Origin of the sequence: Geodermatophilus pulveris, assembly GCF_900188375.1 — a bacterium.
Classification (GTDB): domain Bacteria; phylum Actinomycetota; class Actinomycetes; order Mycobacteriales; family Geodermatophilaceae; genus Geodermatophilus; species Geodermatophilus pulveris.
The window spans coordinates 177,385-198,411 of the sequence record NZ_FZOO01000007.1 but is presented as its reverse complement, the minus strand read 5'-3'; the positions used below and the strand labels follow the sequence as shown (position 1 = coordinate 198,411).

Below are 21,027 nucleotides of genomic sequence, written 5' to 3'. Positions count from 1 at the left end.
TCGCAGTCCCCACCGGTCGGCCGGCGCGCCCCACGCCGCCGCCCGGCCGCGCGCCCGGAGAGTCGCCATGGCAGAGAAGTCCCGCCCGTCCACGGGCACCACGGACGGCGGTACGCCGGCCGACGTCGCCGCCGGGGCGCGGCCCGCACGCCGCAGCGAGGGCCCGCGGATCCGGCCGAGCAACGGCCTGGACCGCTACTTCGGCATCAGCGCCCGGCGCTCGACCACGACCCGCGAGGTGCGCGGCGGGCTGACCACGTTCTTCACGATGGCCTACATCGTGCTGCTCAACCCGATCATCCTGACCAGCATCCCGGGCCCGGACGGCACACCGGGAGCCGACGTCACCGGCGCCGTGCTGCCGTTCTCGGCGATCGCCGCGGCCACCGCGCTGATCGCCGGCGTCATGACGATCCTCATGGGCGTCGTCGGCCGCTACCCCTTCGCGGTCGCCACCGGCCTGGGCATCAACGCCATCGTGGCGGTCTTCGCGGCCACCCAGCTGTCCTGGCCGGAGATCATGGGCCTGGTCGTGCTGGAGGGCCTGGCCATCACCGTGCTGGTGCTGACCGGCTTCCGGAAGGCCGTGTTCGAGGCCATCCCGCCGCAGCTGAAGACGGCCATCGCCGTGGGCATCGGCTTCTTCCTCACCGTCATCGGGCTGGCCGACGCCGCGATCATCCGGCCCGGCAACCCGCTGATCAGCTTCGGCGTCGGGGGCCAGCTGGCCGGCTGGCCGATCCTGGTCTTCGTCGTCGGCCTGCTGCTGATGGCCGTCCTGGTGGTCCGCCGGGTGCGCGGCGGCCTGCTCATCGGCATCGCCGCCACCACCGTCCTCGCCATCGTCATCGAGGCCGTCGCCGACGTCGGCCCGCGGATCGTCGACGGCGAGGAGGTCAACCCGCGCGGCTGGGCGCTGCAGGTCCCGGCCGTGCCGGACGACGTCGTCGCCGCCCCCGACCTGTCGCTGCTGGGCGAGTTCTCGCTGTTCGGCGGGTTCGAGCGGATCGGCGTCATCGCCGCGCTGCTCATCGTCTTCTCCATCATGATCGCGGACTTCTTCGACACGGTCGGCACCGTCACCGCCGTCGGGGCCGAGGGCGGCCTGCTCGACGAGGACCGCAACCTGCCGCGGTCCCAGCCGGTGCTGCTGGTCGACTCGCTGGCCGCCGCGGCCGGCGGCGCGGGCAGCGTCTCCTCCAACACCACCTACATCGAGAGCGCCTCCGGGGTCGCCGACGGCGCGCGCACCGGTCTCGCCAGCGTCGTCACCGGCGTGCTGTTCCTCGGGACGGTGTTCCTCAGCCCGCTGGTGCTCGTCGTGCCGTCGGAGGCGGCGGCCCCGGCGCTGGTCGTCGTCGGCGCGCTGATGATCAGCCAGATCCGCCACCTCCAGTGGGACGACCTGTCGCTGGTCATCCCGGCGTTCCTGGCGCTGGCGCTCATGCCCTTCACCTACTCGATCACCAACGGCATCGGCGCCGGCGTCATCAGCTACGTGCTCCTGCGGACCGCGGTCGGCAGGCGGCGCGAGGTGCACCCGCTGATGTGGCTCATCGCCGCGGTGTTCGTCGTCTACTTCGCCCTGGAGCCGCTGCAGCAGCTGTTCTGAGCGAGCTGGGGACGAGCCCCGGGACGCCGGCCGGAGGTCCTTAGCTAGGCTGACGACCCGTGAGCCGGACGAGGCTGGACGACGCGGGGCTCGCCCACGACCTGCGGCTGGCCGTCATGCGCTTCTCCCGCCGGCTCCGGTACCAGCGCGTCGACAGCTCGGTCACGCTGACCCACCTCGCGGCGCTGTCCACGCTCAAGCGGCACGGCGCGATGAGCCCCGGTGAGCTGGCCGGCCACGAGCGGGTCCAGCCGCCGTCGATGACCCGGGTCGTCGTCGCCCTCGAGGGGATGGGCCTGGTCACGCGCAGCCCGCACCCGACCGACGGGCGGCAGGTGGTCATCGACCTGACGCCGGCCGCGGAGGAGCTGCTCGGTGCCGAGGCCCGCGCCCGCGAGGCCTGGCTCACCGACGTGCTCGCGGCGCTGACCGCCGAGGAACGGGCGGTCCTGCGCGAGGCGGCGGTCATCCTGGACGAGCTGGCGAGTGGGTGAGCCGGCCCGCCGACCGTTCCGGGTCGTTCCGGTCGCTGCGCGTGCGCAACTACCGGTTCTACGCGGCGTCGAACCTGGTCAGCCTCACCGGCACCTGGATGCAGCGGATCGGCCAGGACTGGCTGGTCCTGCAGCTGTCCGGCGACAACGGCGTGGCCCTCGGGGTGGTCACCGCCCTGCAGTTCGCCCCCACGCTGGTGCTCAGCCTCTACGGCGGGGTGCTCGCCGACCGCTACCCCAAGCGCCGCATGCTGGTGGCCACCCAGACGCTCATGGGGCTGCTCGCCCTGCTGCTCGGGGTGCTGGTGGCATCCGACGGCATCGCGCTGTGGCACGTCTTCGTGCTCGCCGCCGCCCTCGGCTCGGTGTCCGCCGTCGACGCCCCGGTGCGCCAGGCCTTCGTGGCCGAGCTCGTCGGGCCGGACCTGCTGGTCAACGCCGTCAGCCTCAACTCCACGATCTTCAACGGCGCCCGGCTGGTCGGCCCCGCCGTGGCCGGGCTGCTCATCGGCGCCGCGTCCGGCGACACCGCCCCGGCCTTCCTCGTCAACGCCGCCAGCTTCGCGGTGACCATCGGGGCGCTGCTGTGCATGCGGCCGGAGGAGCTGCACGCCACCGCGCCGGTCGCCCGCGGCCGCGGCCAGCTGCGCGAGGGCCTGGCCTACGTGTGGTCCCGGCCGGACCTGCGGCTGGCGATGGGGCTCGCGCTGGTGCTGGGCACCTTCACGTTCAACTCCCAGGTGACCATCGCGCTCATGGCCCGCGAGGTGTTCGGGCTCGGCGCCGAGGCGTTCGGCCTGCTCACCACCTGCTTCGCGGTCGGCTCGCTGTCCGGCGCGTTCCTGTCCGCCCGCCGCAGCGCCCGGCCGCTGCAGCGCTTCCTGGTCCTGGCCGCCGTCGCCTTCGGGCTGCTGTCCATCGCCTGCGGCCTCATGCCCACGTTCTGGTCGTTCGCCGTGCTGCTCGTGCCCACCGGCGCCGCCGGCCTGGTGTTCGCCGTGGCCAACAACAGCTTCGTGCAGCTCGGCGTCGACCCGCAGCTGCGCGGGCGGGTGATGGCGCTGTACTTCACCTGCTTCCTGGGCGGCACCCCGGTGGGCGCTCCGCTGATCGGCTGGATCTCCGAGCGCTTCGGCGCGCCCTGGGGGTTCGTCACCGGCGGGACCGTCGCCGTCCTGGCGGGCAGCGCGGCGGCGGCGTGGCTGGCGCGCGGGCGGCGGGTGCGGGTGGAGGCGGGCGTCGTCCCCCCGCGGCTGCAGCTGCACGTCTCCCCGGCGCGGACGCCCGCCGAGGCGCCCGGCGGCCACAGCACGGGCTGACCCGCCCGCCGCGTCGTACCGTGACGTGCACCACTCCCGATCCGTGGTGGAGGCGGCATGGGGACCGCGCTGGCGCACCTGGGGGCGATCGTCGGCGGCGTCGTCGGCTCGGTGGCGCTCATGGGCTGGCTGGCCCGGCTGGCGTTCGGGTCGGCGCGGCTGCCGCTGCGGAGCCGTCGCCGCGAGCACGAGGCCGCGCCCGCCGGCCGGCCGCTCGAGCAGGTCGCCGCCGACCTGCGCCGGCTGGGCCGCCAGGTCGCCGCCGTGCCGGCCGGGGCGCCCATGGCCCGGCGCCTGGGGCTGCAGGCGGCCTACGACGACGTGCTCACCGAGGCCGCGCGGCTGCTGGAGGTGCCGCACGCGCTGGGCGACCTGCGGCCCGGCCGGGCCCGGGACGTCGAGCGGCTGCGGGTGCAGGCCGCCCTCGCCGACGCCGGCCTGGCGGTGCCGGACTGACCCCGGGCAGCCGCCGGCTGTTCCTCGCGGTGACCCCGCCGGCCGGGGTGGTCGAGCACCTGGACCGTGCGCTGGCGCCGCTGCGCGCGGAGCCGGGCGCACCCCGGTGGACGCCGGCGGCGCGGTGGCACCTGACGCTGCTGTTCCTCGGGGCCGTGCCCGCCCACCGGGTGGCGGGGCTGCTCGCCGCGACGGGGCCCGCCGTGGCGGGCACCGGACCGGCCGCGCTGCGGCTGGCCGGCGCGGGGCGGTTCGGCTCGCGCCGCCGTCCGCAGGTGTTCTGGGTGGGGGTGGCCGGGGACGACGCCGCGGTGTCCGCCCTGGCCGGCCGGCTGGCCGGCGCCGCCCGCGGGTTGGGTCTGCCGGTGGAGGACCGGCCGTTCCGTGCGCACCTCACCGTCGGCCGCTGGCGGCCGGGCCGGCCGGCGGACGGCGACCTGCCCGCCCGGCTGGCCGGCTACCGCGGGCCGGACTGGCCGGTGACCGAGGTGCAGCTCGTGGAGAGCCACCTGGGCCCCGAGCCCCGCTACGAGCCGCTGGCGAGCTGGCCGGTGGCATCGTCAGCGGGTGCGCGCATGCCCTGTTCCGACCCAGGGAACGGGGCCTGAGCGCACACCCTCCGCGGCCTCGCTCACCAGGCGTACTCCATGGGCGCCGGCCGGTAGCCCGGGAAGACCTCGTCGAGCCGGGCCAGCTGGGCGTCGTCCAGACGCACGTCCAGGGCCCGCAGCGACCCCTCGAACTGCTCCATGGTGCGCGGGCCGACGATCGGCGCGGTCACCGCCGGCTGGTGCAGCACCCAGGCCAGCCCGACGTCGGCCGGGGCGAGCCCCCACTCCCGGCAGGCGTCCTCGTAGGCCTGCAGCGCCGGGCGGTGGGCCTCGATGCGCTCGCGGTTGCTCTCCAGGCGGCGGCGGTCGCCGGCCTGGTCGCCCAGCACGCCGGCCAGCAGCCCCTGGGCCAGCGGGCTCCACGGGATGATGCCGACGCCGTACCGCTGGGCGGCCGGCAGCACCTCCAGCTCCACGTGCCGGGTCAGCAGGTTGTAGTGCGACTGCTCGCTGACCAGCCCGGTGAAGTGCCGGCGCGCGGCCGCCTCGTTGGCCGCGACGATCTGCCAGGCGGCGTGGTTGGAGGAGCCGACGTAGAGGACCTTGCCCTGCCCGACCAGCGTCTCGCAGGCCTGCCAGACCTCCTCCCACGGCGTGCGGAGGTCGACGTGGTGGAACTGGTAGAGGTCGATCCAGTCGGTCTGCAGCCGGCGCAGCGAGGCCTCGCAGGCGCGCACCAGGTTGCGCGCGGACAGGAAGGTGTCGTTCGGCCAGTCGGTCATCGAGCCGTAGACCTTGGTGGCCAGCACCGTCTTGTCCCGGCGTTCCCCGCCCCGGGCGAACCAGCTGCCGAGGACCTCCTCGGTGCGCCCCTTGCCGGCCTCGAAGCCGTAGACGTTGGCGGTGTCGAAGAAGTTGACGCCCTCGGCCAGCGCCCGGTCCATGATCTCGTGGGAGTCGTCCTCCCCGGTCTTCCAGCCGAGGTTCATCGTGCCCAGGCAGAGGCGGGAGACCGACAGGCCGCTGCGCCCCAGGTGCGTGTACTCCACGGCCCCCACCCTGGCAGGCTCCCCGGGGTGCCGCAGACCGATGGGACGACGTCCGCCTTCGACGCTGCCACCGCCGTGACCCGCACCGGGGACGGCGGGCTGGTGGCCGACCTGGACCCCGGCTGGGACGTCGGCGGCGGCGTGCTCAACGGCGGCTACCTGCTCGCCGTCGCGGCGCGGGCGGCGCTGGCGGTGAGCCCGCACCCGCACCCGGTCGCGCTGTCGGCCGGCTTCCTGGCGGCCACCGGCCCGGGCCCGGCGTCGCTGGCCGTCACCCCCGGCCCGGCGGGGCGCACGCTGGCGCACGCCTCGGTCGTCCTCGCCGGCGCGGCCGGCCCGTCGCTGACCGCGCAGGTGACGACGGCGACGCTGACGGATGCGCCGCCGGAGTGGTCCGCCGTCCCGCGCCCGTCGGCCACCCCGGTCGACGACTGCCTGGCGCCGGACGAGGTGGCCCCGCCCGACCGCGGCGGGCAGGTGGGGCTGCGCACCCACGTGCAGACCCGGCTGGACCCGCTGACCTCCGGGTGGGTGCGCGGCCGGCCGGGGACCGAGCCGGTCGTGCGCGGCTGGCTGCGGCTGGCCGACGGCCGCGACCCCGACCCGCTGGCGCTGCTGCTGTTCGCCGACGCCCTGCCGCCGACCAGCTGGGCGACCGGCCGGTACGGCTGGGTGCCGACGGTGCAGCTGCAGGTGCTGGTGCGCGCCCTGCCCGCGCCGGGCTGGTGCCTGGCCGAGGCCCGCGCCGGCGAGGTCGCCGGTGGCTGGCTGGACGAGGACTACCGGATCTGGGACGCCACCGGCCGGCTGGTCGCGCAGAGCCGCCAGCTGGCCCGCGCCCCCCGCTGAGCCCGGCGACGCCCCGGCGTCAGCGGACCTGGCGGCGGCTGCCCCCGGCGACGCTCTCGGCCACCCCGATGAGCATGACGGCGGCGACCACGGCCAGCACGAAGCCGATGACGTTGAGCTCCCAGATGCTCCCGGTGCCGAAGAACTGGGCGATCAGGCCGCCGATGAGCGAGCCGACCAGCCCCAGGCCGAGGGTGGCCAGCAGCCCCAGGCGCTGCTTGCCGGGGACGATGAGCCGGGCGAGAGCCCCGATGATGAGCCCGGCCACGAGGAATCCGATCACAGCACTGTCTCCTGTCGCGTGGTGGAGAGGGGGGCTTACCCCGGGACGTCCGGACGCGATCCGTGGCAGAGGACACGACTCGGTCACGGGCCCGTCCCGGGCTCAGGCGGCCGCGGGCGCCGCTCCGGGGAACAGCCGGCGCAGCACGTCGGGCAGGGTGACGACACCGGCGACGGCCCCGGCGTCGGTGACGACGGCCAGGTGGTTGCGGGTCTCGCGCATCTCCTCGAGCGCCGCGTGCACGCTGGTGCCGGCATCCAGCTCGAACACCGGCCGGGCGAAGGCGGCCGCCGGGGCGGACCCGGCCGCGGTGAGGGTGTCACGGACGTGCACGACCCCGGTGATGCGCTCGCCGTCGGCGACGCCGAGCAGGACCCGCAGGTGACCGGAGCGGCGGGTGGCCTCCCGCACCTGCTCCACGGTCGCGCCCCCGGGGACGCCGGTGACGCGGGCGCCGGGCCGCAGGAGGTCCCGGACGGTCAGCTGCTCGAGCTCCAGCGCCCCGGACAGCTGCGCGGAGAACCGTGCGTCCAGGGCACCCACGTCGGCCGAGTGCTCGACCAGGTGGCGCAGCGCTGCCGGGTCCTGCCCGGCGGCGACCTCGTCGGCCGGTTCGACGCCCGCGCGGCGGACCAGCCAGTTGGCCGTCCCGTTGAGCACCCGCAGCAGCGGCCGGAACAGCCACATGAACCCGCGCATCGGCAGGGCCAGCAGGGTCGCCGACCGCTCGGGGTGCGCGATGGCCCACGACTTCGGGGCCATCTCGCCCACCACGAGGTGCAGGAAGGTGATGACGGCCAGCGCGAGGACGAAGGCGAGCACGTCGGCGACGACCGGCGGCATCCCCCAGTCCTCGAACACCGGGGTGAGGGCGTGGTCCAGCGCCGGCTTGCTCACGGCGCCGAGGGCCAGGGTGCAGGCGGTGATGCCCAGCTGGGAACCGGCCAGCAGCAGGGTCAGCTCGGTGGAGCTGCGCAGCGCGGCCCGGGCCGACCGGCTGGTGGACGCGGCGTCCTCCAGCCGGTGCCGCTTGGCCGCGATCAGGGCGAACTCCACGGCGACGAAGAAGGCGCTCAGGGCGATCAGGCCGATCGTGACCGGGACGACGGCCCACGGGTCGCCGGTCACCGGGCACCCTCCTCGGCGGCGGCGGGCAGTTCCAGGCGCACCCGGGACGGGACGTGCCGGTCGACGGCCACCACCTCCACGGACAGCGAGCGAAGGGCCGGCTCGCCGTCGTGGGCCAGGTCGCCCGGGTCCGGCGGCAGCTCGACCTGCAGGCGGGTGCCGGCCTCGGGCAGGCCGCCGTGGGCGGCGATGACCAGGCCGGCGACGGTCTCGTAGTCGCCGCGCGGGAGGTCGGTGCCGATCGCCCGCTCGACCTCGTCGACGTGCACCTCGCCGGGCATCTCCCAGACCCCGTCGTCCTCGACCGGCTCGTAGCCGGGGCTCGCCTCCTCGTCGTGCTCGTCGGTGATCTCCCCGACCAGCTCCTCGGCGAGGTCCTCGACGGTGATGACGCCGGCGAAGCCGCCGTACTCGTCGACGACGCAGGCCAGCTGCGCCCCGGTGTCCGCGAGCCGGCGCAGCACGTCGGGCAGCGGGGTCAGGTGCGAGACGACCAGCGCCGGGCGGGTCAGGGCGGCCACCGGGGCGGTGTCCGGCTCGTCCGTGCCGAGCAGGTCGGCCAGCTGCACCACGCCGACGACGTCGCCGTCCCCGCCGGCCAGCACGGGGTAGCGGGAGTGGCCGGTGGACATGAGCTGCCGCAGCTCGCCGACGGTCGTCGTCTCGGTGACGGTGTCCACCCGGGAACGCGGGATCATGGCGTGCTCGACGGTGCGGTGGGGGAAGTCGAGGATGCGGTCGAGCAGCAGGGACAGCTCGACGGGCAGGTCCCCGCTGTCCCGGCTCTCCTCGACGATGTGCTCGAGGTCGCGGGCGGTGGCGGCGTGCTCGACGTCGTGCACGGGCTCGATCCGCAGGACCCGCAACAGCAGGTTGGAGGCCTGGTCGAACACCCGGATCAGCCAGCCGAAGACGGTGAGGTAGACCGTCGTGGAGCGGGCCAGCCGGCGGGCCACCGGCTCGGGCCGGGCGATGGCCAGGTTCTTCGGGAACAACTCGCCGAACACCATCTGGACCACCGTGGAGAACAGCAGCGCCAGGACGGCGCCGACGCCGATGCCGACCGCGGTCGGGACACCGACCCCGCCGAGCAGGGCGCCGAGGGACTCGCCGATCAGCGGCTCGGCGACGTAGCCGACCAGCAGACCGGTGACCGTGATGCCGAGCTGCGCGCCGGAGAGCATGAACGAGGTGCGCCCGGTGACCCCGAGCGCGCGCTGGGCGGCGGCGTCGCCGGCCGCGGCCCGGGCGCCCAGCTGCGAGCGGTCGACCGCCATGTAGGCGAACTCCTGGGCCACGAAGTAGCCGGTGGCCGCGGTGATCGCCAGCACCACCAGCACGCCCAGGAGCAGCGTGAGGACCTCCGTCACCGGCCGCGCACCGCCCTCCGGGGGACCGGGTGCACGGCCGGGCGTCTGTGGTCCGGCCTCATGTGACCGTCCAACGCGCGGGCGCCGGGAGCCGTTCCGCGGCCGGGTCAGCGGGGGTGCGGCAGCTCGACGTCGCCGGTGAGGTAGCGCTGCACCGTCGGGCCGATCGCCGCGACCACCCACGGTGGCGGCGCCGAGGCCAGCGGCTCCATACGGAAGACGTACCGGGCCATCACCAGGCCCACGACCTGGGAGGCGACCAGCGCGCCGCGCGCCTCCCGCTCCTCGACCGGCACGTCGACCGACCCGACGACCCGGCGCACGATCCGGCTGAGCACGAACTCGCGCAGCAGCCGCGCCGACCACTCGTGGTTCACCGCCGAGCGCACCAGGGCGAGGACCGCCGGCCGGGTGGGGCCGTCCCAGACCCGCAGCACCATGCCCACGACGGCGGCGCCCCGCTGGTCGGGCGGGACGGCGAGCACCTCGGGCAGGAACTCGTCGGGGTCGGCCGGCGCCTGCACGGCGGCGAGGAACAGCCGGTCCTTGGTGCCGAAGTAGTGGTGCACCAGGGCCGGGTCCACCCCGGCCGCGGTCGCGATCGCCCGGATGGAGGCGCCGTCGTAGCCCCGTTCGGCGAAGGCGGTGCGGGCCGCGGCCAGCACCGCCTCGCGGGTGTCGGGGTTGCCGGGGCGGCGGCCCGTGGGTCGCCGGCGTGCCTGGCTCAGTCGGTCCTCCTCCGCAGGGTCGCCGCCGCGAGGGCGAGGGCGAGCAGGGCCGCGCCGGCGACGACGCCGACGTCCGCCCACATGGTGCCCGTCGGCTCCGGCGACCGCCCGACCTCCTGCAGCGCCTCCACCGCGTAGGTCAGCGGCAGGACGTCGCTGATCGCCTGCAGCCAGCCGGCCATCTGCTCGCGCGGCACCAGCAGCCCGCAGAGGAAGAACTGGGGCAGCACGACCACCGGCATGAACTGCACCGCCTGGAACTCGCTCCGGGCGAAGGCGCTGGCCAGCAGCCCCAGCGCCACCCCCAGGGCGGTGGTGACGACGGCGATGAGCACCACCGCCCACAGCGGCCCCGCGAGGTCCAGGTCGTAGAGGGTGGTCGCGACCGTCACCGTGACGAGGGCCTGCGCCGCCGCGGCCAGGCCGAAGGCGGCGCCGTAGCCGAGCAGCAGGGCCGGGCGGGACAGCGGGGTGGTGAGCAGCCGCTCCAGCGTGCCGGAGGTGCGCTCGCGCAGCATGGCGATGCTGGTGACGAGGAACATCACGACGAAGGGGAAGACCCCCAGCATGGTCAGGCCCACCCGGTCGAAGGTGCTCGGCGTCCCGGGCGGGGCGGGCAGGTCGGCCCACAGCAGGTACAGCAACCCGAGCAGCAGGCTGGGCAGCAGCACCATCATCGCGATGGTGCGGTGGTCGTGGCGCAGCTGGCGGAGCACCCGGCCGGTGGTGGCCGCGGTCAGCCGCGGCGAGAGGGCGGTGGTCACGCCGCCACCTGCTCGCGCTCGCGGACCAGCTGCAGGAACGCCGCCTCGAGGTCGTCGGTGCCCGACCGGGCGCGCAGCTCGGCGGGGGTGCAGTCGGCCAGCAGGTCGCCGTCGCGCAGCAGCAGCAGCCGGTCGCAGCGGGCCGCCTCGTCCATGACGTGGCTGGACACCAGCAGCGTGGCTCCCGCGGCGGCGAGGGCGGCGAAGCGGGCCCACAGCTCCACCCGCAGCACCGGGTCCAGCCCGACGGTCGGCTCGTCGAGCACCAGCAGCTCCGGCTCGCCGACCAGCGCGCAGGCCAGCGAGGCCCGGCCGCGCTGCCCGCCGGAGAGGTCGCGGACCAGCCGGCCGGCGTCCCCGGCCAGGCCGACGTCGGCCACCGCGGCGGCCGCCTCGCGCGCGCCCCGCCCGTACAGGGCCGCGAAGTACCGGGCGTTCTCGCCGACGGTGAGGTCGGGGTACACGCTCGGCGCCTGGGTCACGTAGCCGACGCGGGCGCGCAGCCCGGGGGAGCCGGCCGGCGCGCCGAGCACGGTCACCGTGCCGGAGCGCACCCGCTGCACCCCGACCACGGCGCGCGCCAGGGTCGTCTTGCCGCTGCCGCTGGGGCCCAGCAGCCCGGTGACCCGCCCGGCCGGGACGCCGAAGGACAGCCCGCGCAGGACCTCCCGGGAGCCCCGGTGGACGACGAGGGACGAGACGGTGACGGCGTCGTGCACGGTGACCTCCCGGAGAACTCAACACCTGATGAAGTCAACGCTAGGTGAGTTCTCCGGGCACGGTCAAGACCCCCGGGGAGGGGAAGCGGTCAGCGGGCTGCGGCGAGGGCCAGGCCGAGGTCGGTACCGGAGGTCCAGGCGGCCTGCACCCGCGACGGCGCGGCCCACCCGTCGCCGCACGCGCCGATCCCGTCGACCAGGCCGAACGGCTCGGACCGGGCCTGCGCCGGACGGGAGTACGTCCAGCGGTGCACCGTCGTCCACTCCGGGGCGACGTCGACGCCCAGCGCCCGGCCGACGGCGGCCGCCACGGGGCCCGCGGCCGCGTCGGGGTCCGCCAGGTGGGCGGCGGCGAACTCCGCGGTCGTGTGCGCCACCAGCACCGGTGCGCCGTCCCCGCGCCGGTCGCCGTCGTCGGCGACCCAGGTGACCACCGGGTCGTCGTTGACGAAGGCGCCGTGCAGGTCGGCCGGCCAGTGCCGCCGCGACCACCCGAGGACGACGGCCAGCGACGGCTCCCACGGCCGGTCGTCGAGCAGCCGGGCGGCCGTCGCCGGGTCCAGCAGCCGGCGGGCCTGCGGGTCGGGCATGGCGAGCACGGCGGCGGGCACGTCCTCGCCGTCCACCCGCGGGCCCGGGCCGACGGCGGTGACCGTGCGGCCGCTCTCGACGTCCAGCCCGGAGGCGAGGTCGGTCACCAGCGACCGCGTCCCGCCCGGCGCGGCGTAGCGCACCGGGCCGGTCGTGGTCGACCGCAGGCCGTCGGGTCCGGCGACGGCGAAGGTGTCCGTCCAGGGGCGGGCCACCCCGCGGTCGACCCAGTCGCGCACCACCGCGGCGAACGGCGAGCCCTCCTCGGCGGTCAGGTAGGAGGCGCCCAGGTCGACGGCACGGTCGTGCAGGGTGCGGGAGGCCATCCGCCCGCCCGGACGGCGGCCGCGGTCGAGCACCCGGACCGGGACGCCGGCTCCGGCGAGGACGCGGGCGCAGGCCATGCCGGCGATACCGCCGCCGACGACGGTGTGGGGGGAGGGCACGCCTCGATCCTGCGGGACGGACGGCGCAGCGGCGCGGCGGACGGAGTGGGCACAGGAGGCAATGCCCACGTCCCGGACCCGCTGTCGATGCGCATTGCCTCCTGTGCCCGAGGATCGGCGGGTGCCCGCCAGCCCCGAGACGATCACCGACCCGGACGACCCGCGGGTGGCCGACTTCCGCGACCTCGTGGCCGGCGACCGGCGGCCGGGCACCGCGCGCGGCACCGGCCCGGTCATCGTCGAGGGCGTCCCGGCGGTGCAGCGGCTGCTCGCCTCGCCCTACCGGGTGCGGGCGGTGCTCGGCGTGCCCGGTCGGGTGGCGGCGCTGGGCCTGCCGGAGGAGGTCGCGGCCTACGAGGCGGACAAGTGGGTGCTCTCGGAGGTGGTCGGCTTCCGGCTGACCCGGGGCGTGCTGGCCTCCGCCGACCGCCGCCCGCCCGCCGACCTCGACGCGCTGCTGGCCGGGCCGGACCCGGCCGCGCCCCGGCGGCTGGCCGTGCTCGAGGCGCTCAACGACGCGGAGAACCTGGGGTCGATCGCCCGGTCGGCGGTGGCCCTGGGCGTGGACGCCCTGCTGCTGGACCCACGCTGCGCCGACCCGCTCTACCGCCGGTCGGTGCGGGTGTCGATGGGCCACGTGCTGGCGCTGCCGTTCGCCGTCCTGCCGGACTGGCCCGGCGGGCTGACCCGGCTGCACGACGCCGGCTACCTGACCGTGGCGCTCACCCCGGCCGCGGACGCCGTCGACCTGGCCGGACTCGACCCGCGGGCGCACCCGCGCACCGCGGTGCTGCTCGGCGCCGAGGGGCCGGGGCTGACCCCGGCCGCGCAGCGGGCCGCGCGGGTGCGCGCGCGGATCCCGATGCGGGCCGGGGTGGACTCCCTCGGCGTCGCCGCCGCGGCCGCCGTCGCCTTCGCGGCCCTGCGCTAGCCGCGCAGGGAGAAGCGGGCCAGGTGCGCCCGGGCCTCCTCGGCCCGCGCCGGGTTGCACATGACGTCGTAGCGGTTGGCGACGATCGCGCTGGCGCTGGTGAAGTCCCGCCGTCCCCGGGTGGCGCTGTAGCCGATGGCGGCGAACAGGGCGCCGAACACCAGGCCGATCAGCAGGCCGGTGAGCAGGGAGCCGACCCAGGCGCCGCCGTCGACGGCGAACAGGCCGAGCAGCAGGCCGACGAACAGACCCCACCAGGCACCGCCGGCCGCACCGGCCGCGAGCACCCGGCCCCAGGTGAGCCGGCCGGTGACCCGCTCCACCTGGCGCAGGTCCGAGCCGATGATCGTGACGTTCTCGACGGGGAACTTCTGGTCGGAGAGGTGGTCGACGGCGGCCTGGGCCCGCTCGTAGCTGTCGAAGGAACCGACCTGCACGCCGCCGAGGGGCATGGACACCGAGGCTGACATGGCTCCGTCCCTACCCTCGCCGTGCCCCTGGACACCTGGCCGGCGGGAGGCCGCCGTCACGTCGGGGCACGCGCGGCGGGCGGTCAGGCGCCCGGCGCCCCGCGGCCGGCGCCCACCGGCTCCGGGGCGTGCCGGGCGTCCAGCCAGGCCTCCAGCGCGGCCGGGGGGAGCGGCCGGCTGACGTGGTAGCCCTGCACCGAGTCGCAGCCCCACTCGGCCAGCAGGGCCAGGGTGGTGCCGTCCTCGACGCCCTCGGCGACGACCCACAGCCCCATGGCGCGCCCGAGGCTGAGCGCGGCCCGCACGATGGCGGCGTCGCCCTGGTCGTCGGCCAGCCCGAGCACGAAGGCCTTGTCGATCTTCATCTCGTGGACGGGCAGCAGCTTGAGGTAGGCCAGCGAGGACTGCCCGGTCCCGAAGTCGTCGACCGACAGCCGCACGCCGATGGCGCGCAGCTCCTGCAACACCGCCACCGAGCGCGCGAGGTCGGCCATGACGGCGGTCTCGGTGATCTCCAGCGTCAGCGCGGCCGGGGGCAGCCCCGCGCGCCGCAGCGCCTCGCCCACCTGGGCCGGCAGCTCGGTGTCGGTCAGGCTGCGGGTGGACAGGTTGACCGCCACGCCGAGGTGGTGCCCCTGCCGGCGCCACCCCGCGCAGGCCGCGAGCGCGGTGTCGAGGACCAGCGTGGTCAGCGGCCGGATCAGGCCGGTCTGCTCGGCGAGCGGGATGAACTCCTCCGGGCTGACCCGGCCGTGCTCGGGGTGCTCCCAGCGCACCAGCGCCTCGGCGCCGTGCACCCGGCCCGTCGCCGGGTCGGTCTTGGGCTGGTAGTGCACGGTGAGCGCGCCCGCGGCGATCGCGTCGCGCAGGTCGCCGGTCATCCGCACGCGGTGGCTGGCGCGGTCGGCGGTGCTGTCGTACACCTCGACGTCGCGGCGCCGCTGCTTGGCGGTGTAGAGCGCGGTGTCGGCGCGCTGCAGCAGGCCGGCGGCGTCCTCACCGTGCTCGGGGGCCACGGCCAGCCCGGCGCTGACCTGGACGTCGACGCTCAGGCCGTGCACGGCGAACGGGACGGAGACGGCGGCGACCAGCGCGGTCACCCGGGTGCGGGCGTCCTCGGCGTCGGCGACCGCGGACACCAGGACGGCGAACTCGTCGTTGCCCAGCCGGGCCACGGAGCCGGCGCCGAACCGGTCGGCCAGCCGCCGGCCGACCTCGGACAGCAGCAGGTCGCCGGTGGCGTGCCCGAACGCGTCGTTGACGTCCTTGAAGCCGTCGACGTCGACCATGACGACCGCCGTGCGGGGCTCCTCGGCCAGCCGGGCGCGGAGCAGGCGCAGCACGTGGCGGCGGTTGGGCAGGCCGGTGAGCGGGTCGTGCAGCGAGCTGTGCTCCTGGGCCGCGGCCTCGGCGGCCAGCCGGTCCACCAGGTGCGCCTTGTGCAGCGACAGGCTGGCGTGGTTGGCCAGGGAGGCGAACAGCCGCAGGTCGGCCTCGCCGAAGGGGTCCAGGTGCGGCGGCCGGTCGGTGACCAGCAGCGCGCCGACCACGGTGTCCTCCACCCGCAGCGGCGCGGCGATGCCGTCCCCGGGCGCGGTGCCACCCGGGGGGAGCAGCACGGCCTCGCCGTCCAGGGCCGGGGTCCACCAGGCCGGGGCCCGGTCGAAGGGCACCGGGACGACGCTGCCGCCGACCAGGCGCAGGTGCGTGCCCGGCTGGTCGGCCGTGGGCAGCAGGACCAGCTCGGCGGACTCCGCGGCCAGCTCGTCCCGGGCCTCGGTGAGCACGGCCTCGGCGACCCGGTCGGTGCGGACCGCACCGCCGATGCGGTCGGTGAAGCGGTAGAGGGACTCCAGCCGGGCGTGCCCGCGGCTGAGGACGGAGTAGGCGCGGTAGGCGACGGCGAGCGTGGCGACGACGATCACGACGAGGCCCAGGGCGACCGGTTGCGTCACCACGAGCACCACGACCATCAGCCCCACGCTGCTGTTGGCCAGCCCGGCGACCAGCGCCGTCGTCACCGTGCGGGCGATGTCACGGCCGTAGAACCGGCCCGAGGTGATGAAGATGACCGCGGCGAGGGCGACGGTGCTGACCGCGTGGGCCACCACGATGGTGACCAGTGCGGCGGCGAGGCCGCGGACGCCCGTGGCGTCGCCGCCCGCCAGGACCGCGTGGTAGACGGTCTGGGCCACCGCGGCCTCGAGCGCGAACAGCGCCAGGTTGAACGGCAGGGCGAGACCGAAGCGGCGGTGCCACACCAGGCCCACGGCCGAGCCGAGCACGCTGGCCGCGACGTAGCCGGTGGGATCGCAGAACGCGAGGCCGAGGACGAGGGGGATCTCGGCGAAGGAGATCGCGATGGACTCCCGCCGGACCACCAGGTGCACGCGGAACAGCTCGGTCGCGGTGAACAACGGGGCAAGTGCCCACCAGGGCAGCTCGTGGCTGGGGACGGCGGCGTCGACGTCGTCCAGGGGGCCGGCGGCCAAGCCCAGGGCGCCGGCCACCATGAGCACGGCCAGCAGGACGACGACGGCGTCGCGCCGGCGGTCGGGTCCGGCCACGTTCGTCTCCTGTCGCCGTCCGGCGGGGTGGGTCAGGTCGGACATCGGCCGGCTGCGGCGGTCCCTTGACCCGGTCGGCCGTCCGCTCACCCGGGAGGGGCAGGCGCGCCGAGGGGCGGGAGGCCCACAGCTCCTCCCGCCCCTCGGCCCACCTGCCGGGGGTCACCAGACGTCGGCGACCCGCCAGCTCATCCGCTGCCAGTCGTCGGCCCGCCAGCTCATCCGCTGCCAGTCGTCGTCCCGCCAGCTCATCCGCTGCCAGTCGTCGGCCCGCCAGCTCATCCGTGACCACGACCGGTCGCCCCAGGCGACGCCGGTCCACGACGGCGTGGTCCAGGCGACGGTCGGCCAGGCGCCGTCGGACCAGCCGTCACCGGTCCAGACCGTGCCCCGCCACGTGCCACCCGACCACGCGGTCCGCGCCGACGAGGCGGCCGCCCAGGCCGTGGCGTCCCACTGGACACCGAAGACGTCCTGCTCGCCTCGCAGCGCCGTGCTGGTGGCCGGGTCGGTGAGGTAGACGCCGCCGCGGGCCGCGTCCAGCGAGCCCGTGCCGGTGGAGTGGGCCCACGACTGGGTGTGGGCCGGCACCAGGCCGCTCTTGACCTGCTCGTGGGCACCCTTCACGTCGAGGACGCCGGCGCCCTGCACGGGGCTGTCGTCGGCGCGCAGCCGGTCGGCGTTGGTCATCAGCACACCCTTGACCTGGTCGGGTGTCAGCCGCGGGTCCTGCTGCAGCAGCAGGGCCGCGGCGCCCGCGACCACGGCCGCCGACTGCGAGGTGCCGCTGCCGCGGAAGAGGCGGCCGGAGGCGTCGCCGGTCACCAGAGCCTCGGGGTGCCCGGCGTCGGCGAAGGACCCGTGCACGCGCAGGCTGACCACCGACTTGCCCGGTGCCAGGAGATCCGGGCGACGGGCGCTGGTCCCGGAGTTGGTCCAGCTCCCCACCACGTGCAGTGCCCGGTCGTCGTAGCCGAGGTGGTCGCTGGACCCGACGGCGATGACGAACGGGTCGATCGCCGGCATGGTCAGCGGCCTGGGCCCGGACTCGCCGTCGTTGCCCGCAGCGACGACGACCACGATGCCGGCCCGCCAGGCGCTCTCCACCGCGTGCGCCAGCGGGTCGAGCTCGTAGGACTGCGCGGAGTCGGTGCCGTAGCTCAGGTTGAGCACCCGGATGTTGTGGCTGGCCCGGTTGGTGACCACCCAGTCGATGCCCGCGATCACCTGGGAGACGTCGACCGACCCATCGGCGGCACCGGCCTTGACGTTGACGATGCGTGCATCCGGAGCCATGCCGACGAAGTACTGCTTGTCGTTCTCGCTGCCCGACCGCACCCCCCCGTCCCGGCCGGCGATGATGCCGGCCATGTGCGTGCCGTGCCCGTAGCCGTCGAGGTGGCGCAGGTTGGCCGACTGCGAGTCCAGGGACAGGTCGGGTCCGTTGACCACCTTGCCCGGGCCGTCGAGCCCGTGCACCGGCGTCACGCCCGTGTCGATCAGCGCGACCCCCACGCCGTGCCCGGTGAGCTTGCGCTGACCGTCGTGGGGGTCGGACTGGCTCCAGACGTTCTCCGCGCCGGTGGCCTTGGCGATGATGTGGGTCGACCCGAGGTCGTGGTCGGCCTCCCAGCGGCCGGTGGCCAGCGAGGCCTGCTCGTCCTCGTGGGTGTCGTCGTCGCCCCAGACCTCGTCGAGGGCCACCAGCGCACCGTCCGGCGTCACCGCCCGGACCCCGTCGAGCCGGGCCAGCGCCGGGATGCCGGCGGCCGGCACCCGGGCGTGCAGGCCGTCGAGGATCGACAGGCGGCGGTCGACGACCCCGCCCAGCCGCTCGACCCCGGCGGCGGCGGCGCCGGCCGCGCCCTCCACGATCACGGGCACCAGGGGTCCGTCCGGGGCGGTCGCGCCGGACGGGGTCACCCCCATGCCCACCAGCGTGGCCGAGGCCATCGCCACGGCTGCGGCACGTGCGGCGGGGCGCCGCCATGCCTCCAGCCTCCGTTGTCCTGCGTTCATGCAGGCCGTCCCTTCGTCCGATGTCGGTCAGGGACGACCATGAAGCCAGCAGCGAGTGTTTGGCCAGCTACCGGGCGTGACATCACTCGATGGGGAGTGCGGGGTGGAGGGGGCCGCAGCGGACTCGCGAGGACGGTGCAGGACGCCCGGCTCAGCGGTGCCGGCGGACCCCGAAGACGATGTCCTCCCACGCCGGGATGCGGGCGCGCGGGTCCTCGTCGTCGTCCCCGCTCCCGCCCGGGCGGCCGAGGACGACGGTGTCGTGCTCGCTGATGTCGTCCTCGTCGGTGGGCGCATCGGTGGCGGTGCGCCCACCGACGGCGGGGGAGCCGTCGACGGGCCGCACCGGCCGCACGTCGTCGTCCCGGGTCGGGTCGTCCTCGTCGCGGGCGAGCCGGGAGGAGGCGGGGGCGGCGACGCCGTCGTCGTCGGGGACGACGGCCACCGGGCGGCCGCGCACCGGCGCGTGCCGCTCGGCCGGCACGTGGGGGACCACGCGCACCAGGCGGGTGCCCTCGGCGAAGTCGCTGGTGGCCGCGTCGACCGGTGCCACGGTGCGCGCGGCGAGGTCGTAGGCCCACCGGGTGACGCCGTGCTTGGCGCCGGCCTGCCAGGCGGCGGTGACGTGCCAGACGCCGTCGCCGGCGCGGTGGGCGTCCCAGCGGACGGCGTCGAGGTCGGCGCCGAGCAGCCGCAGCCGCTCGGACATGAACTGCTGCAGCGGGACGGCGGGGGGCCCGTCGGACAGCCGCACCCGCGCTTCCCGGGCCTGCTCGGCCACCCGCTCGCGCTCCTGCAGCACCGGGTGGGCGAAGCGCATGATCCGCTCGATGCGGATGCCCGAGGCCTGGGCCACCTGCTCGGGGGTCTCCCCGGCGCGGATGCGGGCCTGGATCACCCGCGGTGGCAGGGTCACGCCGCTCTCCACGTCGATCTGGCCCAGCCGGCGGGCGTCCCCGCGCGCGGCGGCGCGGACCCGTTCGTCGACCGGCAGCTCGAAGCGCTCCTCCTCGTCGCCGGGGTCGGCGCCGTCCAGGGCGAGGACCAGGTGGGAGCCGTCGTCGGAGAGGCCCACGAGGCGCAGCATGCGCATGGGCGGCCTCCTGGTGCCTGGACGGGGTCGGGTGGTGCACGGACCGGCCCCGGGACGGGGTGCCCGTGCCCCGAGGCTATCGGCGTGCGCGCGGGGGCGTGGGCAGGCTCGCCCGGCGTGGCGCGGCGGCCCTCCCTCAGGCCGCCGGGCGGTACCGGGCGATGAAGGCCGCGTAGCGCGCGGCGCCGCTGCCCGAGGCCACGTCGTCCATCCGCAGCACGGTCAGGCCGCGGTAGCCCCAGCCGGCGAAGGCCTCCTCGATGTTGTCCCAGCCCTCGTCGGACCGCACGCCCCCGGCGAGGGCGTTCTCGCCCTTGAGCTCGACCCCGGCGCGGTGGGCGGCGTCGCCGACCCACTGCACCAGCGTCTGGGCCAGCGAGTACGCGGGCTCGACGGGGTCGTCGTCCATCTCCAGCGCGGTGAAGTGCAGGACCACCTCGCGCGGACCGCCGTCGAAGCGGTCGGCCAGCTCCACGATCCGCCGGTAACCGTGGCCGGTGGCCCACGAGTCGACGTCCACGCTGGTCTGGATCAGCCCGGTGGTGACCTCGGTGGCCCGCGGGTGCACCGGGTGGGTCATCGACCAGTGGATGCCCGGCACCTTGTAGCCGATGTCGGCTTCCGGGAAGTCCTCGCCCAGGGCGCGGATCACCGTGCGCAGCACCCGCTCGCCGTGGTCGACGAGGGAGCCGTTGTACCAGTCGACGAAGTCACGGCCGTACTGGGTGTCCAGGTACGCGCGGCTGGTGAAGAAGGCCTCGGCGTCCGCGGGCGGGCCGATCTCCTCGACCGACGCGAGGTCGGTCCCCCAGGCCCGGTTGACCGCCTCGAGGGACCCGTAGCGGCACAGCACCTCCCGCTGCAGGTCGCGGACCGCCAGGGGCGAGTACGCCTGCAGGGCGCCGCGGGTCGGGTAGCCGGTGCCGACGTCGTGCTGGTTGTACGAGGGGTAGCGCAGCTCGCCGGAGGGGCCGAGCGAGACGTTGACCTCCACGACGTCGGTGGCGTAGCGGTCGCCGTACTGCTGCTCGAAGGCGCGGGTGAAGTCGCGGTACTCGGCCAGCACCAGCGGGTCGGCCCAGCCCTGCACGCTCTCCCGGCTGTGGTTGCCCTGCTCGCTGCGGTGCTGCAGCCCGGTCGGACCGAGCTCGACGCCGCGGTACGTGACGCCGGCGTACTTCTCCCACAGCCACGCCGGCAGCAGGCTGGTGTAGTCGTCGCCGACGTTGCCGCCGGCCTGGTGGAAGGACAGGATCGGGGCGAGGTCCAGGCCGGCCGCCGTGATCGTGGCGAAGACCCGGTCGTAGTACGCCCAGTCGAACCGGTTGTCCGCCGCGCCCTCGACGTCGCCCCACCACACGTCGACGCTGACGGCGTCCACGCCGTAGGCGGCCACGGCCGCCAGGTCGGCCTCGAAGTCCGCCCAGTCGGTCACCTCGAGCGGGGCCATCACGTTGGCCGTGAACGCCGGGTCGCCCAGCGCCACGTCCCCCGGGGGGACCGGCCCGTCGGCGGGCGTGGCGGCGGCGGGCGCGGCGCCGGCGAGCAGCAGGCCGACCGCGGACAGGGCGGTGGTGACGCGTCTCAC

The 21,027-nt window shown here is 75.9% G+C and carries 20 protein-coding genes; 7 read left to right on the top strand and 13 right to left on the bottom strand.

What is annotated here, in order from left to right; translation table 11 throughout:
- Positions 1 to 67 precede the first annotated feature (67 nt).
- From CHB98_RS15310 to thpR, 5 genes are read left to right on the top strand one after another with little or no spacing between them, the layout of a single operon-like run.
- A complete protein-coding gene (locus tag CHB98_RS15310; protein ID WP_089306452.1) occupies positions 68 to 1,612 on the top strand; it encodes an NCS2 family permease in 1,545 nt (514 codons plus the stop codon).
- 59 nt (positions 1,613 to 1,671) lie between these two features.
- Positions 1,672 to 2,106 carry a MarR family winged helix-turn-helix transcriptional regulator gene (locus CHB98_RS15305; protein WP_089306451.1) on the top strand — a complete coding sequence of 145 codons (435 nt, stop codon included), beginning with the start codon at positions 1,672 to 1,674 and terminating at the stop codon, positions 2,104 to 2,106.
- Positions 2,103 to 3,425: an MFS transporter gene (locus CHB98_RS15300; protein ID WP_089306450.1), complete on the top strand. Its 1,323-nt coding sequence runs from the start codon at positions 2,103 to 2,105 to the stop codon at positions 3,423 to 3,425. The genes CHB98_RS15305 and CHB98_RS15300 overlap by 4 nt, the downstream gene beginning before the upstream one ends.
- A gap of 57 nt (positions 3,426 to 3,482) precedes the next feature.
- Complete coding sequence (locus CHB98_RS15295) at positions 3,483 to 3,881, top strand: hypothetical protein (protein ID WP_089306449.1); 399 nt, start codon at positions 3,483 to 3,485, stop codon at positions 3,879 to 3,881.
- A complete protein-coding gene (gene thpR / locus CHB98_RS15290) occupies positions 3,878 to 4,489 on the top strand; it encodes an RNA 2',3'-cyclic phosphodiesterase (protein ID WP_089306518.1) in 612 nt (203 codons plus the stop codon). The genes CHB98_RS15295 and thpR overlap by 4 nt, the downstream gene beginning before the upstream one ends.
- 23 nt (positions 4,490 to 4,512) lie before the next feature.
- On the opposite strand, the gene CHB98_RS15285 is transcribed toward thpR, so the two are convergent.
- Positions 4,513 to 5,481, bottom strand: coding sequence for an aldo/keto reductase (locus CHB98_RS15285; protein ID WP_089306517.1), 969 nt, complete (start codon positions 5,479 to 5,481; stop codon positions 4,513 to 4,515).
- A 27-nt stretch (positions 5,482 to 5,508) separates the two neighbouring features.
- Here CHB98_RS15285 and CHB98_RS15280 point away from each other — a divergent pair, with 27 nt between their 5' ends.
- A complete protein-coding gene (locus tag CHB98_RS15280) occupies positions 5,509 to 6,330 on the top strand; it encodes a thioesterase family protein (protein ID WP_089306448.1) in 822 nt (273 codons plus the stop codon).
- 19 nt (positions 6,331 to 6,349) lie between these two features.
- Here the strand turns inward: CHB98_RS15280 and CHB98_RS15275 are convergent, their stop codons facing one another.
- The 7 genes from CHB98_RS15275 to CHB98_RS15245 form a co-directional block, all read right to left on the bottom strand.
- On the bottom strand, positions 6,350 to 6,613 hold the full coding sequence (locus CHB98_RS15275; RefSeq protein WP_089306447.1) for a GlsB/YeaQ/YmgE family stress response membrane protein: 264 nt from the start codon (positions 6,611 to 6,613) through the stop codon (positions 6,350 to 6,352).
- A 102-nt stretch (positions 6,614 to 6,715) separates the two neighbouring features.
- Positions 6,716 to 7,741 carry a hemolysin family protein gene (locus tag CHB98_RS15270; RefSeq protein WP_089306446.1) on the bottom strand — a complete coding sequence of 342 codons (1,026 nt, stop codon included), beginning with the start codon at positions 7,739 to 7,741 and terminating at the stop codon, positions 6,716 to 6,718.
- On the bottom strand, positions 7,738 to 9,111 hold the full coding sequence (locus CHB98_RS15265; protein ID WP_089306445.1) for a hemolysin family protein: 1,374 nt from the start codon (positions 9,109 to 9,111) through the stop codon (positions 7,738 to 7,740). Before CHB98_RS15265 ends, CHB98_RS15270 begins: the two co-directional genes overlap by 4 nt.
- 107 nt (positions 9,112 to 9,218) lie before the next feature.
- Entirely contained in the window at positions 9,219 to 9,776 is a 558-nt protein-coding gene (locus CHB98_RS15260; RefSeq protein ID WP_089306444.1) for a TetR/AcrR family transcriptional regulator, read from the bottom strand.
- 59 nt (positions 9,777 to 9,835) lie between these two features.
- Positions 9,836 to 10,603, bottom strand: coding sequence for an ABC transporter permease (locus CHB98_RS15255; protein ID WP_089306443.1), 768 nt, complete (start codon positions 10,601 to 10,603; stop codon positions 9,836 to 9,838).
- A complete protein-coding gene (locus CHB98_RS15250) occupies positions 10,600 to 11,322 on the bottom strand; it encodes an ABC transporter ATP-binding protein (RefSeq protein WP_089306442.1) in 723 nt (240 codons plus the stop codon). The genes CHB98_RS15255 and CHB98_RS15250 overlap by 4 nt, the downstream gene beginning before the upstream one ends.
- Positions 11,323 to 11,411: 89 nt before the next feature.
- Positions 11,412 to 12,359 carry an NAD(P)/FAD-dependent oxidoreductase gene (locus tag CHB98_RS15245; protein ID WP_245821187.1) on the bottom strand — a complete coding sequence of 316 codons (948 nt, stop codon included), beginning with the start codon at positions 12,357 to 12,359 and terminating at the stop codon, positions 11,412 to 11,414.
- A gap of 121 nt (positions 12,360 to 12,480) precedes the next feature.
- On the opposite strand from CHB98_RS15245, the gene CHB98_RS15240 reads away from it, so the two are divergent.
- The gene (locus CHB98_RS15240) at positions 12,481 to 13,290 is read left to right on the top strand and encodes a TrmH family RNA methyltransferase (protein ID WP_089306441.1); all 810 of its coding nucleotides are present in this window, start codon (positions 12,481 to 12,483) and stop codon (positions 13,288 to 13,290) included.
- Here the strand turns inward: CHB98_RS15240 and CHB98_RS15235 are convergent.
- From CHB98_RS15235 to CHB98_RS15215, 5 genes are all read right to left on the bottom strand, one after another.
- Positions 13,287 to 13,760, bottom strand: coding sequence for a YflT domain-containing protein (locus CHB98_RS15235; protein ID WP_089306440.1), 474 nt, complete (start codon positions 13,758 to 13,760; stop codon positions 13,287 to 13,289). The two genes, CHB98_RS15240 and CHB98_RS15235, sit on opposite strands and share 4 nt — an antisense overlap.
- A gap of 83 nt (positions 13,761 to 13,843) precedes the next feature.
- Entirely contained in the window at positions 13,844 to 16,327 is a 2,484-nt protein-coding gene (locus CHB98_RS15230) for a putative bifunctional diguanylate cyclase/phosphodiesterase (RefSeq protein ID WP_089306439.1), read from the bottom strand.
- A gap of 162 nt (positions 16,328 to 16,489) precedes the next feature.
- Entirely contained in the window at positions 16,490 to 18,256 is a 1,767-nt protein-coding gene (locus CHB98_RS15225; RefSeq protein ID WP_143425098.1) for a S8 family serine peptidase, read from the bottom strand.
- 241 nt (positions 18,257 to 18,497) lie between these two features.
- The gene (sepH, locus tag CHB98_RS15220) at positions 18,498 to 19,439 is read right to left on the bottom strand and encodes a septation protein SepH (protein ID WP_089306437.1); all 942 of its coding nucleotides are present in this window, start codon (positions 19,437 to 19,439) and stop codon (positions 18,498 to 18,500) included.
- A gap of 136 nt (positions 19,440 to 19,575) precedes the next feature.
- Positions 19,576 to 21,027, bottom strand: a complete 1,452-nt coding sequence (locus CHB98_RS15215; RefSeq protein WP_245821185.1) for a family 14 glycosylhydrolase — start codon at positions 21,025 to 21,027, stop codon at positions 19,576 to 19,578.